The sequence below is a fragment of the Roseobacter sp. EG26 genome, assembly GCF_049830555.1.
In the GTDB taxonomy this organism is placed as follows: domain Bacteria; phylum Pseudomonadota; class Alphaproteobacteria; order Rhodobacterales; family Rhodobacteraceae; genus Roseobacter.
In genome coordinates, this window is record NZ_JBNBLH010000016.1 from 1 (window position 1) to 13,457 (window position 13,457).

At 57.3% G+C, this 13,457-nt stretch carries 17 protein-coding genes, 1 pseudogene and 1 riboswitch; of the genes and pseudogenes, 4 read left to right on the plus strand and 14 right to left on the minus strand.

Annotation, left to right across the window (positions count from 1 at the left end):
• The first annotated feature begins 345 nt into the window (after nt 1-345).
• Nucleotides 346-1,521 carry a peptidase S41 gene (locus tag ACOTTU_RS22355; RefSeq protein WP_425661335.1) on the plus strand — a complete coding sequence of 392 codons (1,176 nt, stop codon included), beginning with the start codon at nt 346-348 and terminating at the stop codon, nt 1,519-1,521.
• A 160-nt stretch (nt 1,522-1,681) separates the two neighbouring features.
• Here ACOTTU_RS22355 and ACOTTU_RS22360 read toward each other — a convergent pair whose 3' ends face one another.
• A complete protein-coding gene (locus ACOTTU_RS22360; protein ID WP_425661337.1) occupies nt 1,682-2,521 on the minus strand; it encodes a DUF2189 domain-containing protein in 840 nt (279 codons plus the stop codon).
• A 423-nt stretch (nt 2,522-2,944) separates the two neighbouring features.
• Here ACOTTU_RS22360 and ACOTTU_RS22365 point away from each other — a divergent pair, with 423 nt between their 5' ends.
• The gene (locus tag ACOTTU_RS22365; protein ID WP_425661339.1) at nt 2,945-3,262 is read left to right on the plus strand and encodes an antibiotic biosynthesis monooxygenase family protein; all 318 of its coding nucleotides are present in this window, start codon (nt 2,945-2,947) and stop codon (nt 3,260-3,262) included.
• 374 nt (nt 3,263-3,636) lie between these two features.
• Here the strand turns inward: ACOTTU_RS22365 and ACOTTU_RS22370 are convergent, their stop codons facing one another.
• From ACOTTU_RS22370 to ACOTTU_RS22385, 4 genes are all read right to left on the minus strand, one after another.
• Complete coding sequence (locus ACOTTU_RS22370) at nt 3,637-4,188, minus strand: amino acid synthesis family protein (RefSeq protein ID WP_425661341.1); 552 nt, start codon at nt 4,186-4,188, stop codon at nt 3,637-3,639.
• A 154-nt stretch (nt 4,189-4,342) separates the two neighbouring features.
• Entirely contained in the window at nt 4,343-4,801 is a 459-nt protein-coding gene (locus ACOTTU_RS22375; protein ID WP_425661343.1) for an MFS transporter, read from the minus strand.
• Complete coding sequence (locus ACOTTU_RS22380; protein ID WP_425661345.1) at nt 4,798-5,139, minus strand: MFS transporter; 342 nt, start codon at nt 5,137-5,139, stop codon at nt 4,798-4,800. The genes ACOTTU_RS22375 and ACOTTU_RS22380 overlap by 4 nt, the downstream gene beginning before the upstream one ends.
• Nucleotides 5,140-5,348: 209 nt before the next feature.
• On the minus strand, nt 5,349-5,630 hold the full coding sequence (locus ACOTTU_RS22385; protein ID WP_425661347.1) for a hypothetical protein: 282 nt from the start codon (nt 5,628-5,630) through the stop codon (nt 5,349-5,351).
• 62 nt (nt 5,631-5,692) lie between these two features.
• On the opposite strand from ACOTTU_RS22385, the gene ACOTTU_RS22390 reads away from it, so the two are divergent.
• Nucleotides 5,693-6,106, plus strand: coding sequence for a tetratricopeptide repeat protein (locus tag ACOTTU_RS22390; RefSeq protein WP_425661349.1), 414 nt, complete (start codon nt 5,693-5,695; stop codon nt 6,104-6,106).
• 54 nt (nt 6,107-6,160) lie between these two features.
• A complete protein-coding gene (locus ACOTTU_RS22395; RefSeq protein WP_425661351.1) occupies nt 6,161-6,364 on the plus strand; it encodes a hypothetical protein in 204 nt (67 codons plus the stop codon).
• A 171-nt stretch (nt 6,365-6,535) separates the two neighbouring features.
• On the opposite strand, the pseudogene ACOTTU_RS22400 reads toward ACOTTU_RS22395, so the two are convergent.
• The 9 genes and pseudogenes from ACOTTU_RS22400 to ACOTTU_RS22440 all read right to left on the minus strand — a co-directional run bounded on the left by ACOTTU_RS22400 (nt 6,536) and on the right by ACOTTU_RS22440 (nt 13,387).
• Nucleotides 6,536-7,266, minus strand: a pseudogene (locus ACOTTU_RS22400) (ABC transporter permease).
• Entirely contained in the window at nt 7,263-7,553 is a 291-nt protein-coding gene (locus tag ACOTTU_RS22405; RefSeq protein ID WP_425661353.1) for a hypothetical protein, read from the minus strand. The pseudogene ACOTTU_RS22400 and the gene ACOTTU_RS22405 overlap by 4 nt, the downstream one beginning before the upstream one ends.
• Nucleotides 7,553-7,987: an ATP-binding cassette domain-containing protein gene (locus ACOTTU_RS22410; RefSeq protein ID WP_425661355.1), complete on the minus strand. Its 435-nt coding sequence runs from the start codon at nt 7,985-7,987 to the stop codon at nt 7,553-7,555. The genes ACOTTU_RS22405 and ACOTTU_RS22410 overlap by 1 nt, the downstream gene beginning before the upstream one ends.
• Nucleotides 7,984-8,670, minus strand: coding sequence for a thiaminase II (gene tenA, locus ACOTTU_RS22415; protein ID WP_425661357.1), 687 nt, complete (start codon nt 8,668-8,670; stop codon nt 7,984-7,986). Before tenA ends, ACOTTU_RS22410 begins: the two co-directional genes overlap by 4 nt.
• Nucleotides 8,667-9,605 carry an ABC transporter substrate-binding protein gene (locus ACOTTU_RS22420; protein ID WP_425661359.1) on the minus strand — a complete coding sequence of 313 codons (939 nt, stop codon included), beginning with the start codon at nt 9,603-9,605 and terminating at the stop codon, nt 8,667-8,669. The genes tenA and ACOTTU_RS22420 overlap by 4 nt, the downstream gene beginning before the upstream one ends.
• Nucleotides 9,602-10,420 carry a bifunctional hydroxymethylpyrimidine kinase/phosphomethylpyrimidine kinase gene (gene thiD / locus ACOTTU_RS22425; RefSeq protein ID WP_425661361.1) on the minus strand — a complete coding sequence of 273 codons (819 nt, stop codon included), beginning with the start codon at nt 10,418-10,420 and terminating at the stop codon, nt 9,602-9,604. Before thiD ends, ACOTTU_RS22420 begins: the two co-directional genes overlap by 4 nt.
• Nucleotides 10,417-11,052, minus strand: coding sequence for a thiamine phosphate synthase (gene thiE, locus ACOTTU_RS22430; RefSeq protein ID WP_425661363.1), 636 nt, complete (start codon nt 11,050-11,052; stop codon nt 10,417-10,419). Before thiE ends, thiD begins: the two co-directional genes overlap by 4 nt.
• On the minus strand, nt 11,049-11,825 hold the full coding sequence (gene thiM / locus ACOTTU_RS22435; RefSeq protein WP_425661365.1) for a hydroxyethylthiazole kinase: 777 nt from the start codon (nt 11,823-11,825) through the stop codon (nt 11,049-11,051). Before thiM ends, thiE begins: the two co-directional genes overlap by 4 nt.
• A 41-nt stretch (nt 11,826-11,866) precedes the next feature.
• A riboswitch (TPP riboswitch) is annotated at nt 11,867-11,955 on the minus strand.
• 451 nt (nt 11,956-12,406) lie between these two features.
• Nucleotides 12,407-13,387: an NADPH:quinone reductase gene (locus ACOTTU_RS22440; protein ID WP_425661367.1), complete on the minus strand. Its 981-nt coding sequence runs from the start codon at nt 13,385-13,387 to the stop codon at nt 12,407-12,409.
• Nucleotides 13,388-13,457 lie beyond the last annotated feature (70 nt).

Genomic DNA, 13,457 nt, shown 5'->3' on the forward strand with positions numbered 1-13,457 from the left:
GACCGCAGCGATACATCCAAACCAACAAAGTAATCCATCTCGTTCTCCTCAGGTTGCAGAAATTACTACAACTCTATCGAGAACCCGACCCGTCCATCAGGCCAGCCCGATTACCCATGCTTTGTCCGCGTAGGTCAATCATGAAACTCAAACGCTGCGCGGTTCACGAACGGCGGGTTCGGCGTGCCGCATCACAGCATGCGGAGGTGGTGGCCAATGGCAGCAATGGGCCGCCTTTGTCGAGCAGTTTGATCAGGTTCGTGTTGATACCGCGCAGCACTCGAGGTCTATTGAGAGTTCATTATTAAAATTGAAGCAAATCGGGCTGCAGTCTTTGTCATGTCTATGATCCACGATCTCGAGTTAGTTCTGACACAGGTGTTGCCGATTGATCCCAGCTTTCGGGTGATCGGGCGCGAGGAAATGGATCGTTGCATCAGCGATGCGAGGCGTGCTGCTCTTGCAGATTCGAAAGACGATTTCTTGCTTTCTTTGATGCGCTTGATGGCACTCCCAAGAAATGGACATACACGCCTAATTCCAAATGATGCGATCTCAGTGCTGCCTATGAGGTTCTTGTCCATAGGTTCTGCCGTGCACTTAGTCGCGGTAAAGCCAGCTCTCGCGAAATCGATCGGTGACACCTTGATTGCCATTAATGGCGCTCCCGTTAGGGCGATTGAAACTGCGGCCGACCAATTCTTGTCTGGGACAGGTCAACGGCAGCGCGTTATTGGGTCAATCCTTTTTGCATGGCCGAAAGCATTGGAGCGATTGGGTTTTACTGCAGGTAGCAGCGCAATCGAGTACACAATGCAGAGTGCGGCGGGGCATGTAACTGCATTGAAGTTTGAAACAACAGATGTGGTTACTGGATCGATCTACTACCCTCGAAACGAGCATGGTAAACCCAATGCAAGCTGGTCTCCTGACAGCTTTGTTGAGATTAAAGATTTCGATGAGCTCGGGCTTTTGATCTCTTTGCCAAGCTTTTTCGATCCCTGTCGTGGAACGCTTTCGGATGCAATGTTTGGGGCCGCAAGACGCGTGCGCTCTCAGCCAGACTCCCCTCTCGTCATTGACCTGCGAGGCAATACAGGCGGTGATTTTCTGAAGACACTCCCTCTGCTTGATGCCATCACAAATGGTGGCGGTGCTCGCCGCGTTGGTTTGCTTGTCGACAAGTTCACGTTCTCAGCCGCAATCGTGTTCGCCGCGTTGTTGAAGCACCGCCTCGGAGAGCGGCTCGAACTGATTGGGGAAGAGATGGGGGATGGGCTTACATTTTTCGCCGAAGGCGGGTCGATGGAGCTTCCAGATAGCGGCGCGGTCGTTCGATATTCTTCTGCCTTTCACGACTGGGCGAGTGGTCGTGTCGATGAAACGACACCAACCGAGATCGCAGAGAGAGTTGTACCTGTCAGGCAACTGGACCTGGATCGACGCTGGGTGATCAAATCGACTGATACCAGAACATTCCATGAGTTCTGCCGAAATATACTAAGCGACCTCAATACCTAAACGAAAGTCGGCTCTGTCCGCGATGCGTGAATTCAACCATCAAATTGTTTTGCGTCTGCGGCGAATGTCCGGAAAGCAGGCGCAACTGCGGCATAAAGACAGTGCGGCGGATGTCGGCAATGGGCCCTCCGTTTAGCTCAAGTAAGTCCTTGGCCTCAAATTAAAGTCGAAGCGCCTCAGATCGCCCCTCCACCGGTGGCACTGCCCGCCGATAAAGATGCCACGTGGTGTGGCCAAGGATCGGCAAGGCGAAGATCAGACCCAGAAACGCCGAAGCCAACGACAAGAGCATGGCGACCGAGATGATCGCCGCCCAGGTGAGCATAACCACCGGGTTTTCCATGACGACGCGGACAGACGTTATCATGGCAGAAACGAAATTGGTTTCCCGATCGAGCAGCATGGGCATGGCGATGACGGTCACCGAGAACAGGACAGCAGACAGAATTGCACCTGCGCAGGTGCCAATAGCAAGAAAGACCCAGCCCTCCGGTGTGTAGAATATGACGTTCAAAAACCCCCTGAAATCCGAGAAGGACGCATCCTGTAGGATGATCGCCAGCAAGAGCCGGACCTGGTAGATCCACACCCAGAAAATGAACAGGGTGACAAAGGCCATCCAGCCCATTTCGCGGTTGCGCTGATCGACCACGACGGTCAAGATTTCCGACCAGCCGAAGCTTTCTCCCTGCTGCAACCGGCGGGACATTTCATAAAGCCCGGCGGCGGCGAAAGGAGCGACCAACGGGAAAGCTACAACCGCAGGAATGATCATCCATATCTTGCCGAGCCAGACCAGTGTCCACACAAACAAGAGCCCGAATGCCGCATAGAAAAGGCCGAAGAAGCTGCTCATAAAGGGGCGCGCAAAAAAGTCGGAAAACCCGGCCCTCAGCGACGCGATGATGTCATTCGCAGTCACCTTGTTGGGCTTGGGTTGGGTAAGCTGCTGTGGCGTCAGGTCGTCTGGTGATGTGGCCCCATTTATCTTGGATGTCATGACATACTCCTCCCAAAGTATGGCGCTGCGCTGATCCGCTTGCCAACAGACCCTGCGGTGAAACAGACATCCTACCTTAACATAAAAATCCGCATCAGGAGAGGCATTCGGGTTAGGTGGGGATGGGATGGCTCTTTTCCACATTGAGTGAGTTCGAGCACCTTGAGACTTGTGTGCGCCGCGAACAGCTGGCTCCGCAGCATACTCGACTTGGGTCGAAGGTCTGGATTGGGCCCGCAGTTCCTTAGACACGACAATGCGTATTGTCGGTCGTCGCGTTGCCAGAATCGGGAGCCGCGAACCCAATCCTACCGTGCCTCGGCGCCCATCCAGTACCTTAAAAACCGTTGGTTCGACGCCAAGTAAACATGCGGTCGCGCAAGGCGATGCGATAACTGCTATAGTGTCAGGGAGGAGGACCCGATGCTCAAGATTGATACAGCCGCCACATACCAGACAGTCATCACCACCTTCGAATGCTCCCCAGGCACTTGCGCGGATCTAATGGACAAGTTGCAGGGTGCCTATCGCGACTTCATCTCACAGCAGCAAGGCTTCATCGCCGCGGGGCTGCACGTTAACGACGCGCAGACGCGGATAGCCAACTATTCGCAATGGGCGAAGCGCGAGGACTTTCAGGCGATGATACGTAGCGAAGAAATGCGTGCACGGAACCGCGAGATCGCACAGCTTTCCACGCGCTTCGAGCCAGTGATGTATGAGGTGGCCGGGGTTTTTTGAGAGCAATCCGGTGCTCGAAAAACAAGTGATCGCTTCGTCCCCCCTTGTGAGTTCGCCCAACCTCATATCTTGATATCGCAGCAAATGACGGCATTGTGGGATGTGACCGCAACCTCGCGATGCTGTGCAGAGAGTCCGCTTTGGGCCAATAGCGTAGTTCGCGCGTCGCCTGATTTCGCACTCACGGCGAATGTTGGGAAAGCAGGCTGCAACCGCAGTATCGCGAACCGTTGCTGGATGGCAGCTAAGGGGCCGTCAAGATCCGAGGCTAGGGGTAGGGCAGGCGGGGTGCTGAACCGTCGCTGTTATCTGCTTCGCCGCCACAGTCACCGATGCAGCGCTTGTTGCCAATGGCAGCTTAAAGACAGAACTGATCAAGAGGGACTTGGGCCTTTTCCAACGCGCGGATATGCGCGTGTTCCGTCCGACAGTCCAATACAAAGCAAAATTTCGTACGCGCGGGGCGCGTCAGGCGCCCAGAAGGTCACCGCGTCGATGTGATCAAATGACCATGCCTCGTCTTTATGACCCAGTGGCAGATCAATGGACCCGGCCAAAACCCCGACTTTGTGGTTAGAAGGCATCAGGGATTTACCACCACCAACGGTTGCGCGCACAGGTCTGCCAAGCGCCGGGTGCAACACAGCGGCACCATGCTCCATCGTGCCAGCGGACCCGACAAGGGCCACCTTTCCGTAGGAAACTGGAGGCGTCTCCAACATGTTCACAAGCTCCTGCGTCAGCGATTGGCCAAGCTGCGCGCCAACGTCGAATAGGGGCGACAGGTCGTCTTGATGCATCCCCGCTAAGGGGTTCCCAAAAACCGCCATTGCAGCAACGCGCTTGATCCGGTCACAGACCACACCCATTTCATCTGTAGTGATGATTTCCTTGGTGAATACCGTTTTTCGAGCGTCCGTGGCCACACTTTCTTCTCCTGACCTGTAAGGGGTGCATCCTTGAAAAACTGAAATGCGATGCCAAGCGGAACCACCGCGGCGAAGAGGATCATTGCAAGCCACAGTGGTGCCCGCGTATTGCCTGTCGCATCAAGGATCGCACCTGCGACGGGTGGCGTGACTAACCTGATCGCATAGTAAACCGTAAAAAAATCTCCATGCCGAAAGCCCTGACTTGAGGCCGCATGGCCTGACCTGCCATTGCCATGATAACGCCAGCCGGGGCCATGCCGATCAGACCAAATAGCATACTTGCACCGAAGCCAGCGCCCGGCAGGCTGAGCAGCAAGAGCGCAGCGATGGCGCCACCCATGCAGACCCCCAAGACAATATTCCGCCCACCAAAGCGATCTACGATCTGCCCGCAGGCCGCACCGGAAAAGGTCATGATCCAGTTGCCGATGCTATTGATGCCAGCGGCTGTGATGGCGGATTGGCCGTGGTCCTCAAGAACCTTCGGCCCAAAGGCAAGATAGGTGACATAGGCGGCATTAAACACGCCCCATGCGGCGGCAGCACAGAGGATCAGACGCGGGTGGTCATCGCACCCCGTTTGCGCCATCCGCGTGCGGCAAGTCATGTGGCGGGCGGTGAAACAGAAAGACGCCGAGGGCTGCGATCAGACAATAGACTGAGGCCGCCTGAAAACGGGACCTGCCAGCCATATATCTGGGAAAGCCAAGCATCGCCGACTTGACCCATAGCCATGCCGAAAGGCCAGGACATCACGAGGATGCTCATAGCTGTCGCGATCTCGCGGCCTTCAAACCAATCCGCCGCCATCTTGGTTAAATAAAGCGAGGTGAACAGAAAACCGATCCCGGCAAAGACCCGGCCCATCCCAATGGCCCAGCTATCTGTCGCAAGGGAGGGCGCGGCCCCACCCGCGGCCAATGCGCTCAACCCAAACACCACCATGACTCGATCCGACAGGTAACGTCCCTAATACTCCGTGGGGATGGCCAGAACCAGTCCTGGTGCCATGAACAGCCCGATCAGAAAACCGATATCAACATAGTCGAACCCGAAGGCGACGACCAAATCGTCGCCGACGGACGCCACGGTTTGAAACTAGAACCCAAGCCCGATGCGGGCCAGAAACAGTAAGCTCAAGATGCGCCAGCGCATCACACCCAGCCAAGTCCGCGTAGGGCATGTACGTCGTTCCAAATCTTGGTCATATGACTAATTTTGTCGCCATCGAACTGCATGACATAGGCGTATTCCGACGCCACGGCTTTGCCGGTTGGTGCGACTGGTCCGCCTTCACTCGTTTGCGTTCCCTGGAATTCGGCAGCAGCAACGACAGTGCCTCTTGCTTCGTCCAGCGCAAAACCCGTTAACTGGTAACGGCGATCCGGTACGGGCGTCAAAAGCCCCTTCATCCAGTCGCATATGGGAACTGACAATGCGGTCCTGGCATCTGCTTTATGACTTTAGGCCCGAAAGATATGCTTACGCCAAGACCTTGGTGGAACGTGCTTCAGCAATTGATCCCGAGATCGCAGAGGTGAACATGATTTTGTCGTTGATCAACCACCACATCGCCATCATGGGATTTGGCCCCGACACCCAGTCCGCAATGGAAACTGCATATGTACTGGCGCGGCGCGTGGCGCAGTTGGATGACCGCAATGAATACGCGCATTGGGCTTTGGGGATTTCTTGCTGGGGTTTGTTCAAATACGAAGAGTCCCTCGCAACCTTGGAGCGCGCCGTAGCTCTCAACCCAAACTGCTCGTTGGCTGATGGCAGCCTTGGCACTTTGCTCGGCATCCTTGGCCGCTCAGAAGAGGCCATTGCCAATCAGGAAACCGCCATCCGCGCCAATCCCCTCGACCCAAGTATTTTCTTCCGCCGTTCTACGTTCGCACTGGGGCACTAAGTGGCGGGACGTTTTGAGACCGCAATCGAATGGGCAGAGCGTGCAATTCACCGAATGCGACGGTGGTATTCCGCGCATATTGTTTTGGCCGCCAGCCATGTTGCACTTGAACGCCAAGAAAATGCTGTCGAAGCGGTCAAGACCTGTCGGAATGCGCTGCCCGAAATCTGCATCAAGGACCTGGATCGTGCTCCTCTGAGGGATCACGATAAACTGAATGAGCTGCGGGCGCGTTTGTTCAAGGCAGGTTTTGCTTGAAAACTGGTCGCTTTAATTATTGAAGAGGCCATTGGTGCAATCGCAGCGAAAGAGCGCATCGTCCGCGTTGCCGACATTGGAAGATGAAAGAATAACAGCGAATGTCAGCTCTGAGCCCATATTGACCGATGCTGGGCTTCGTACGAATGGCGGTTCTGTGAAAGTTGGGCCTCACCTCCATTGTAACCGCGCGGCTGCCTTAGTGACCATAAAGTACAAGGCGATCGTTATAAGTGCGAGTGTGATCAGGCTGGCGAACATCAGGTCGGTTTTGGCGCGGCCATTCGCGAGGAGCATTAAATATCCCAAACCCTTGGATGCACCGACCCACTCGCCGATCACCGCACCAATGGGCGCATAAACAGCCGCCAGTTTTAGACCGGTTCCCAAAGAGGGCAACGCATAAGGTATTCGAATCCGCCACATGATTTGCCGACTTGTCGCGTTCATCGTCTTGGCCATGTCCGAAACATCGCGCGGAATGCGTATAAGGCCGTCGTAAAAGGCGCTGGTCACGGGAAAGTAGATGATGAGTACCGCCATCACGACCTTGGAGGCGATGCCATAGCCAAACCACAGGGTGAGAATTGGGGCCAGAGCAAAGACAGGGACGGCTTGGGTGAGGATCACAAGAGGCATCATCAGTTGATGGAGGCGTTTTGAGCTTGCCAGTTGTATTGCTGTCAGAGCCCCCAGCAGTGATCCCAGCATAAGGCACAAGGTGACCTCGGTCGTGTGACCAATGCACTTTCGGTGATCAGTACGCGGCTTTCCCAGCCTGCTTGGGCCACACGCCACGGCGAGGGCAAAATGAAGGGCGGTGCGCCGGGGATCCAGACCAGCGCTTGCCAGATCAACAAACCGAACGCAGTCGCGCCCAATGCGTAACGAATATGACTCATCTCATCCCCCTGAGATGGGACAGCAGTGCCGCCTGACAGGCGGTTGTCTCGGGCACGTACTGGTCCCGAACCGGGGGTGTTTGTGGTGGCTGCCACAACTCGGTGCCTTCTGGGGTCAGGACCACAATCTGATGACCAAGCCGCACGGCCTCGGTCGGATCATGGGTGACCATCAGAACTGTTTTTCCTTTGAGCATCTGTGCGGACAGGTCCTGCATATCGGCGCGCGTGCTGGCATCAAGTGCCGAGAAGGGCTCGTCCAAAAGCGCTACAGGCCGATCTTCCATCAAAGTGCGGGCCAGCGCCGCGCGTGGGGCATTCCGCCGGATAAATCAGCAGGTTTCTTGTCACGACTGGCGGACAGACCGACACGATCAAGCAGGGCTTCGGCACATGCCAGATCGGGTTTACTCTCCCGAAGGCGTGCGCCCAGAACCGTATTTTCAAGCACCGTCAGCCAAGGCAACAGCAGATCAGATTGCGCCATAAAGCTGATCCGCCCGGCAAGCGGTTGACTGTCTGATGCGGTGATTTGGCCGGTAAATGTCCCGCCGCCATCAAGCCCGGCTATCAATCGCAGCAGGGTTGACTTGCCAACGCCGGATCGCCCCAGGAGACAGACCCATTGCCCCGCAGGCAGTGCAAGATCAATCGGTGCAAAGAGTCGCCTGTCCGCGATGTCATAGTGACCAGACACGTGGATAGCAGGGACCTCTGTCACGCGCCACGTAGTCCCATGTCCCAGAACGCGGCTTCTAGCCGAGTGGCCGTCGTGAACCGATTTTGAAGCTGAGACCACCGCGGGCTATTGGTTGGATCGTTTCCTAGTCGCCGCGCGACGGCACCGTCGATCATTGTGCCGACGGCCCGCATCACGTCTTGGTATTCATCGCCCGCATAGGTTTGGATCCAATCGTCGTAGGGCGTGTCTTGCACCGCAAATCTCTCCAAGCGCAGCCCGATCTCGCCATAGCCAAAGCAGCACGGCGCAAGTGCTGCCATCACATCCAGAAAATCTCCCTGAAGACCAGCGTCCATCACATAGCGCGTATAGGCAAGGTTTTCGAACTCTTCGCGCGCGGAAAACAGGCTGGCTTCGTCGATCCCTTCGGCAGCGCAGGTTTTGATGTGCAGGGCCATTTCATGGTTGACCAACGCATCGACGGTACCGGCGCAGACCTTCATTTCCTCCAGCGTTTCCGATTTGACCACGGCAAGAGACCACGCGCGGGCGAAGTGGATCAGAAACACATAGTCCTGGATCAGATAGTGCAGGAAGGCGGCGCGCGGCAAAGTGCCATCGCTGAGGCCTTTTACGAAAGGGTGATGCGTGTAGGAGTGCCACGCTTCGGAACTGCCATCACGCCATCGCGCGAAGCTGGTCCCATAGGAGTGATCATTCATTGTGCGGTAACATCGATGGCGATTTTGGAAACAGGGTTCAGCGCGGGAATGAGACCAGCCTCGTGCAGGAAGGCTTCAAACGCGGCATACCGTCCGACATGCATCGCCGTTGGGCGCAAAGCAAAGCGGGGCAACGTGTCGGCCCAAGCGCGCTTGTTCAACTCGTCCTGAAGCTCAGGCGCGGTTCCCGAGAAAATCTCCCATGAGTCTTGCGGGTGATTGATGATGTATTGCGTGGCGTTCTCTGTGGCGGCCAGAAAGCGGCGGATCATGTCTGTGTCCATTGTGTCAGGATTGGCGACGTAGATCAGTTCATCATACGGCGGCAGCCCTTCTTCTTCGACATAGAAGCACCGGCCCGGCACGCCTTTGATATCCATTTGATTGAGTTCAAAGTTTCGGAATGCCCCGGTCACAGCATCCACCTGACCTGACATCAGCGAAGGCAAAAGCGACCAGTTCACGTTGATCAGTTCCACATCATCAAGCGTCAGCCCGTGGGTTTTGAGGACATGACCCAACATCGCTTCTTCAACGCCCCCCACAGAGAAACCAACCTTGCCCCCCTTTAGATCGGCGGGAGATGCAATTGGTCCATCGGCAAGCGCCAAAAGGCAGTTGAGCGGCGTCGCGACAAGCGTGCCAACACGCTGCAACGGCAAGCCTTCGTGGATTTGCAGATGCAGTTGTGGCTGATACGAGATCGCCAAACCGGCTTTTCCCGCCGCGACCAGCTTTGGCGGATCAGATGGGTCCGCAGGCGCAATGACCTCGACCTCCAGATCGACATCGGCAAAATAGCCCTTTTCCTGAGCAATGATGACCGGCCCGTGGTCAGGATTGACGAACCAATCCAGCAAAAGTGTCATCTGATCCTGTGCCCAAAGCGGGGCAGCAACAAGGGAAAGGGCCGAAGCGAGCAATACGGACTTCATGAGAATACATCCTTTGATTGGCGGAATAGGCTTGCGAAATGATGGGTGGGCCCGTGGCCAGAACCGACATTGAGTAGATCGGCTTGGGCAATGGCGTTTGCGACATAGGACTTCGCAGCAGCAACGGCCGTTGGGATGTCGTGGGTCACTGCCAACTGGGCAGCAAGGGCCGATGACAACGTGCAGCCCGTCCCATGCGTGTTACGGGTTGGCGTACGGGCGCCTTCAAACCACGTGGCGACATCGGCTGTGACAAGGCAATCAGGGCTATCGTCGTCGCTCAGATGCCCGCCCTTCATCAACACAGCCGTCGGACCAAATGCGCAAAGCGCGCGCCCCTGGCTTTGCATTTCGACGCGCGTCGTTGCCACATCAAGCCCCAGCAAATGGGCCGCTTCGGGAAGGTTCGGCGTCAGGATCGTTGCCATGGGCAACAGCTCATCCCGGACCACGGCAATCGCTTCGGGCTGTAGAAGCGGCGCGCCACCTTTGGCGATCATGACAGGGTCAAGGATGATGGGGACGTCACGACCTGCAAGTGCCTCTCCGAGCGCTTGCGCGATCCCGGCGTTTGCGATCATCCCGATCTTGACGGCATCCACGCTGATGTCATCGAAGACGGCCTTGATCTGGGCCTGCACAAACTCCGGCGGGACAAGGTGGATGCCACTCACACCTTGCGTATTCTGCGCGGTCAAAGCGGTCAGCGCTGCCATGGCAAACGCGCCGTTGGCCGATATGGCCTTGATGTCGGCTTGAATGCCCGCGCCGCCCGAAGGGTCGGAGCCGGCGATACTGAGTACATTTGGGATCATACGAGATCCTCCGTTATCATGAATTTCTGTGCCGCCGCTTTAGGATCAGGTTGTCCGCAGATGGCAGACACCACGGCTTGACCATTTGCGCCGCTGGCCAAGACCTGTGCTTGATGCACCGATTTCAACCCGCCAATCGCGACCGTCGGCAGCGACGTCAAGGCGACCAGCCTTTCTAATCCCTCAAAGCCGATAGGGGCTTCATGATCTGCCTTGGTCGCCGTTCCAAACACCGGTCCAAGACCCAGATAATCAATGATGTCGGGATCTGCCGCCTGTACCGTTTCGATGGTTTCACACGACAGTCCAAGGATTTTACCCGGCCCCAATAAACTGCGCGCCTTCTCGGGGGCCATGTCTCCTTGCCCGATATGCGCACCGTCGACGTCGGCCTCGATGGCGGCGTCCACATCATCGTTGATCACGAGGGGCACGCCCGTCCCTGCGAGGGCAGCCTTGAGATCAACGGCCATTTGCACCCGTTCAGCGGTGCTCGCCTCTTTCGCTCGGAGCTGCACCATGGTGACGCCGCCCGAGACCGCGTCTTGCACCGTTCTTATCAACCCGTAGTCGCGACACAGCGTCGGGTCGGTCACGAGGTAAAGCCGCAGTTTTTGGCGCAATCCGATCATTCCTGGATTGCCCCGGACAATTCGTCGGGTTGTGTGGCGCTGAGGGCATCGAGGAAATGCACTTGAAAACTGCCCGGGCCGTTGGCCTGCTGCGCGGCTTTGGTGCCGGCCACCTTGAAATGCGCCGTCGTCGCAAGTGCTGCGTCGAATGCCGGCCCGCTGGCCGCATAGGCTCCCATCAGGGCTGTTTGGGCGCAGCCCAACGCGGTCACCATCGGCATGATCTCGGACCCGCCTGTGATCTTTGCCGCGCGTGCGCCATCGGTGACAAAGTCTACCGGCCCGGTAACAACAACCACTGCGCAGTAGGCCTCGGCGATAGAGCGTGCAGCGCTTTCAGCAGCACCCACGCTGTCACCACTATCGACACCTTTGCCCGCGCCCGCCTCACCCGCCAGCGCCATGATCTCAGAAGCGTTGCCGCGCAAGATCGTGGGGCGCAGCGCCAAGAGATCCTGTGCAACGCCCTTGCGGAAACCGGAAATGAAATGCGCCACGGGGTCCAAAACCCAAGGCACTTTCTTGTCGTTGGCGGTGCGCGCCGCGGTCAACATGCTGGCAGCCCAGGGGGCGGACACGGTGCCAATATTGATCGTCACCGCGCCACAAATGGGCGAGAACTCGGCAATCTCTTCCTTAGCATGCACCATCGCGGGAGACGCCCCGGCTGCCAGGACCACATTGGCCGCTGTGTTCATCGCCACATAATTCGTGATGCAATGCACCAACGGGTTTTGCGCACGTAGTGTTGTGAGTAGGTCTTGCGGGGCCATGGCGTCTCCTTCTCGGCGGGAAAAGGCGACGACGTTCGGTGAAAATCGGAACGTAACCTCCCTCCGCCAGCATTATCTGGTTCAGGTTCAAAGGGTACGTCTCAGCCTTGCGGCGCCCCCGGTTCGGTTCTGATAGACGAGCCGTGAGAGCTGGTCAAACAACAAACTCTGCCGCTTAGGGAACAGCAACGCCGACCTTACATTTCATAGCCGAAGGGTCCGCTTCGTCCCGCGGCATGTCCTTCGCTCACCCAAGCGCTTTGCGCTCGCAGCGAATGGCAGGTTCGACGGGCTGCACCGCAGAACGGCTACCTGTAGGCGAACGGCCGGTATGGGCCAACCCTTCCGAGCCGGTCAGAAACAGGGACTAGACGCTGCGCCTGCTCCAATGACATCAGTAAACCCGAAAGTTACCGCTGCTGCTCGACGCAGGAATCCCCGCTGGGTCAAACAAGCAAAAACAGAATTGTAACAGATATCTTTAATCCGCCAGCCCGTCGATACTTGGTCAAACCGATTTACCTGTCGCCGCGCCCTGCACGCGCGACCGTGGGCCCAACGTGAGTTGCAGTCAGCACGCTCTAAAACCTGACCACGACATTTCCGATGGTGGATTTGGTGTCGACCGCGTCATGCGCCTCGGCGATTTGATCTGGAGAATAACAGGCATGGATTCGTGCGCGAATGGTGCCCGCAGCGAGCATCCCGCTGAGGTCCGCGATGGCACGGTCCAGAACATTGCGGGGCAGCATGAACACGATGAAAAACGCCATGCGCATCTGCTGGACCACCGCTTCGACCATAGGGAAGTCGCCCGTGAAAGCCTCCGAGCCATAGGCCGCCACGAACCCCCCATTACGCAGAAGGCGCGGCAGCGAGGTCGCGTTCGCCCCGAGATTGACCTCTATGATGTGATCGACGCCGGTGCCGTCGGTGATCTCGTGTACGCGGGCGACGACATCCTCACGCTTGTAGTTGATGACGTGGTGAGCCCCGTTTTGCGCGGCCGCGCGCGCCTTGTCGTCCGAACTGACCGTTGCGATCACCGTGGCCCCTTTGGCCAGAGCGATCTGGATCGCGTAGGCACCAACAGCGCCCGCGCCGCCCTGCACGAGGATCGTCCGACCTCCTACCGCGCCGTCCATCGTGACCGCGTGGTAGGCCGTCAACAGGGGCACACCGAAAGTTGCCCCTTCTTCAAAGGAGACATTATCCGGTAGAGGAACGGCCTGTACTTCAGCGGTCACCGCGTATTCTGCGGCGGTGCCGTCTGCGCCACCCCATTGTGCGAAGTGCAGCCACACCCGCTGCCCGATCCGGCTCTGGGACACCCCTTCTCCGACCGCTTCGATGATGCCCGCCCCATCGTGATGCGGCAGGATGCGCGACCACTTTCCCTGGATCGGAAAGATGCCGGCCCGGGTTTTTGTGTCCGTCGGATTAACCCCCGAGGCCCTTATCCTGACCAGAACCTCACCGGGTTTGGGCTGCGGTTTGTCGATGTCGACGATCTCCAGCACCTCGGATGCTGGGCCTGTTTTCCGGTAGATGACGGCTTTCATTGTCATGGCTCCTGACGTGAATCTTATGGAGGCAAAGCGGGCCCGCTCCGATCAGCACGAATTATGCTGA

What these genes read in the sequence shown, in the direction of transcription:
- thiE (WP_425661363.1), bottom strand. Translation starts at nt 11,052, where the DNA reads ATGATCGGATTGCGCCAAAAACTGCGGCTTTACCTCGTGACCGACCCG.
- ACOTTU_RS22395 (WP_425661351.1), top strand. Translation starts at nt 6,161, where the DNA reads ATGCGACGGTGGTATTCCGCGCATATTGTTTTGGCCGCCAGCCATGTT.
- ACOTTU_RS22440 (WP_425661367.1), bottom strand. Translation starts at nt 13,387, where the DNA reads ATGAAAGCCGTCATCTACCGGAAAACAGGCCCAGCATCCGAGGTGCTG.
- ACOTTU_RS22420 (WP_425661359.1), bottom strand. Translation starts at nt 9,605, where the DNA reads ATGAAGTCCGTATTGCTCGCTTCGGCCCTTTCCCTTGTTGCTGCCCCG.
- ACOTTU_RS22365 (WP_425661339.1), top strand. Translation starts at nt 2,945, where the DNA reads ATGCTCAAGATTGATACAGCCGCCACATACCAGACAGTCATCACCACC.
- thiD (WP_425661361.1), bottom strand. Translation starts at nt 10,420, where the DNA reads ATGATCCCAAATGTACTCAGTATCGCCGGCTCCGACCCTTCGGGCGGC.
- ACOTTU_RS22380 (WP_425661345.1), bottom strand. Translation starts at nt 5,139, where the DNA reads ATGGTGGTGTTTGGGTTGAGCGCATTGGCCGCGGGTGGGGCCGCGCCC.
- ACOTTU_RS22355 (WP_425661335.1), top strand. Translation starts at nt 346, where the DNA reads ATGATCCACGATCTCGAGTTAGTTCTGACACAGGTGTTGCCGATTGAT.
- thiM (WP_425661365.1), bottom strand. Translation starts at nt 11,825, where the DNA reads ATGGCCCCGCAAGACCTACTCACAACACTACGTGCGCAAAACCCGTTG.
- tenA (WP_425661357.1), bottom strand. Translation starts at nt 8,670, where the DNA reads ATGAATGATCACTCCTATGGGACCAGCTTCGCGCGATGGCGTGATGGC.
- ACOTTU_RS22405 (WP_425661353.1), bottom strand. Translation starts at nt 7,553, where the DNA reads ATGGAAGATCGGCCTGTAGCGCTTTTGGACGAGCCCTTCTCGGCACTT.
- ACOTTU_RS22360 (WP_425661337.1), bottom strand. Translation starts at nt 2,521, where the DNA reads ATGACATCCAAGATAAATGGGGCCACATCACCAGACGACCTGACGCCA.
- ACOTTU_RS22375 (WP_425661343.1), bottom strand. Translation starts at nt 4,801, where the DNA reads ATGACTTGCCGCACGCGGATGGCGCAAACGGGGTGCGATGACCACCCG.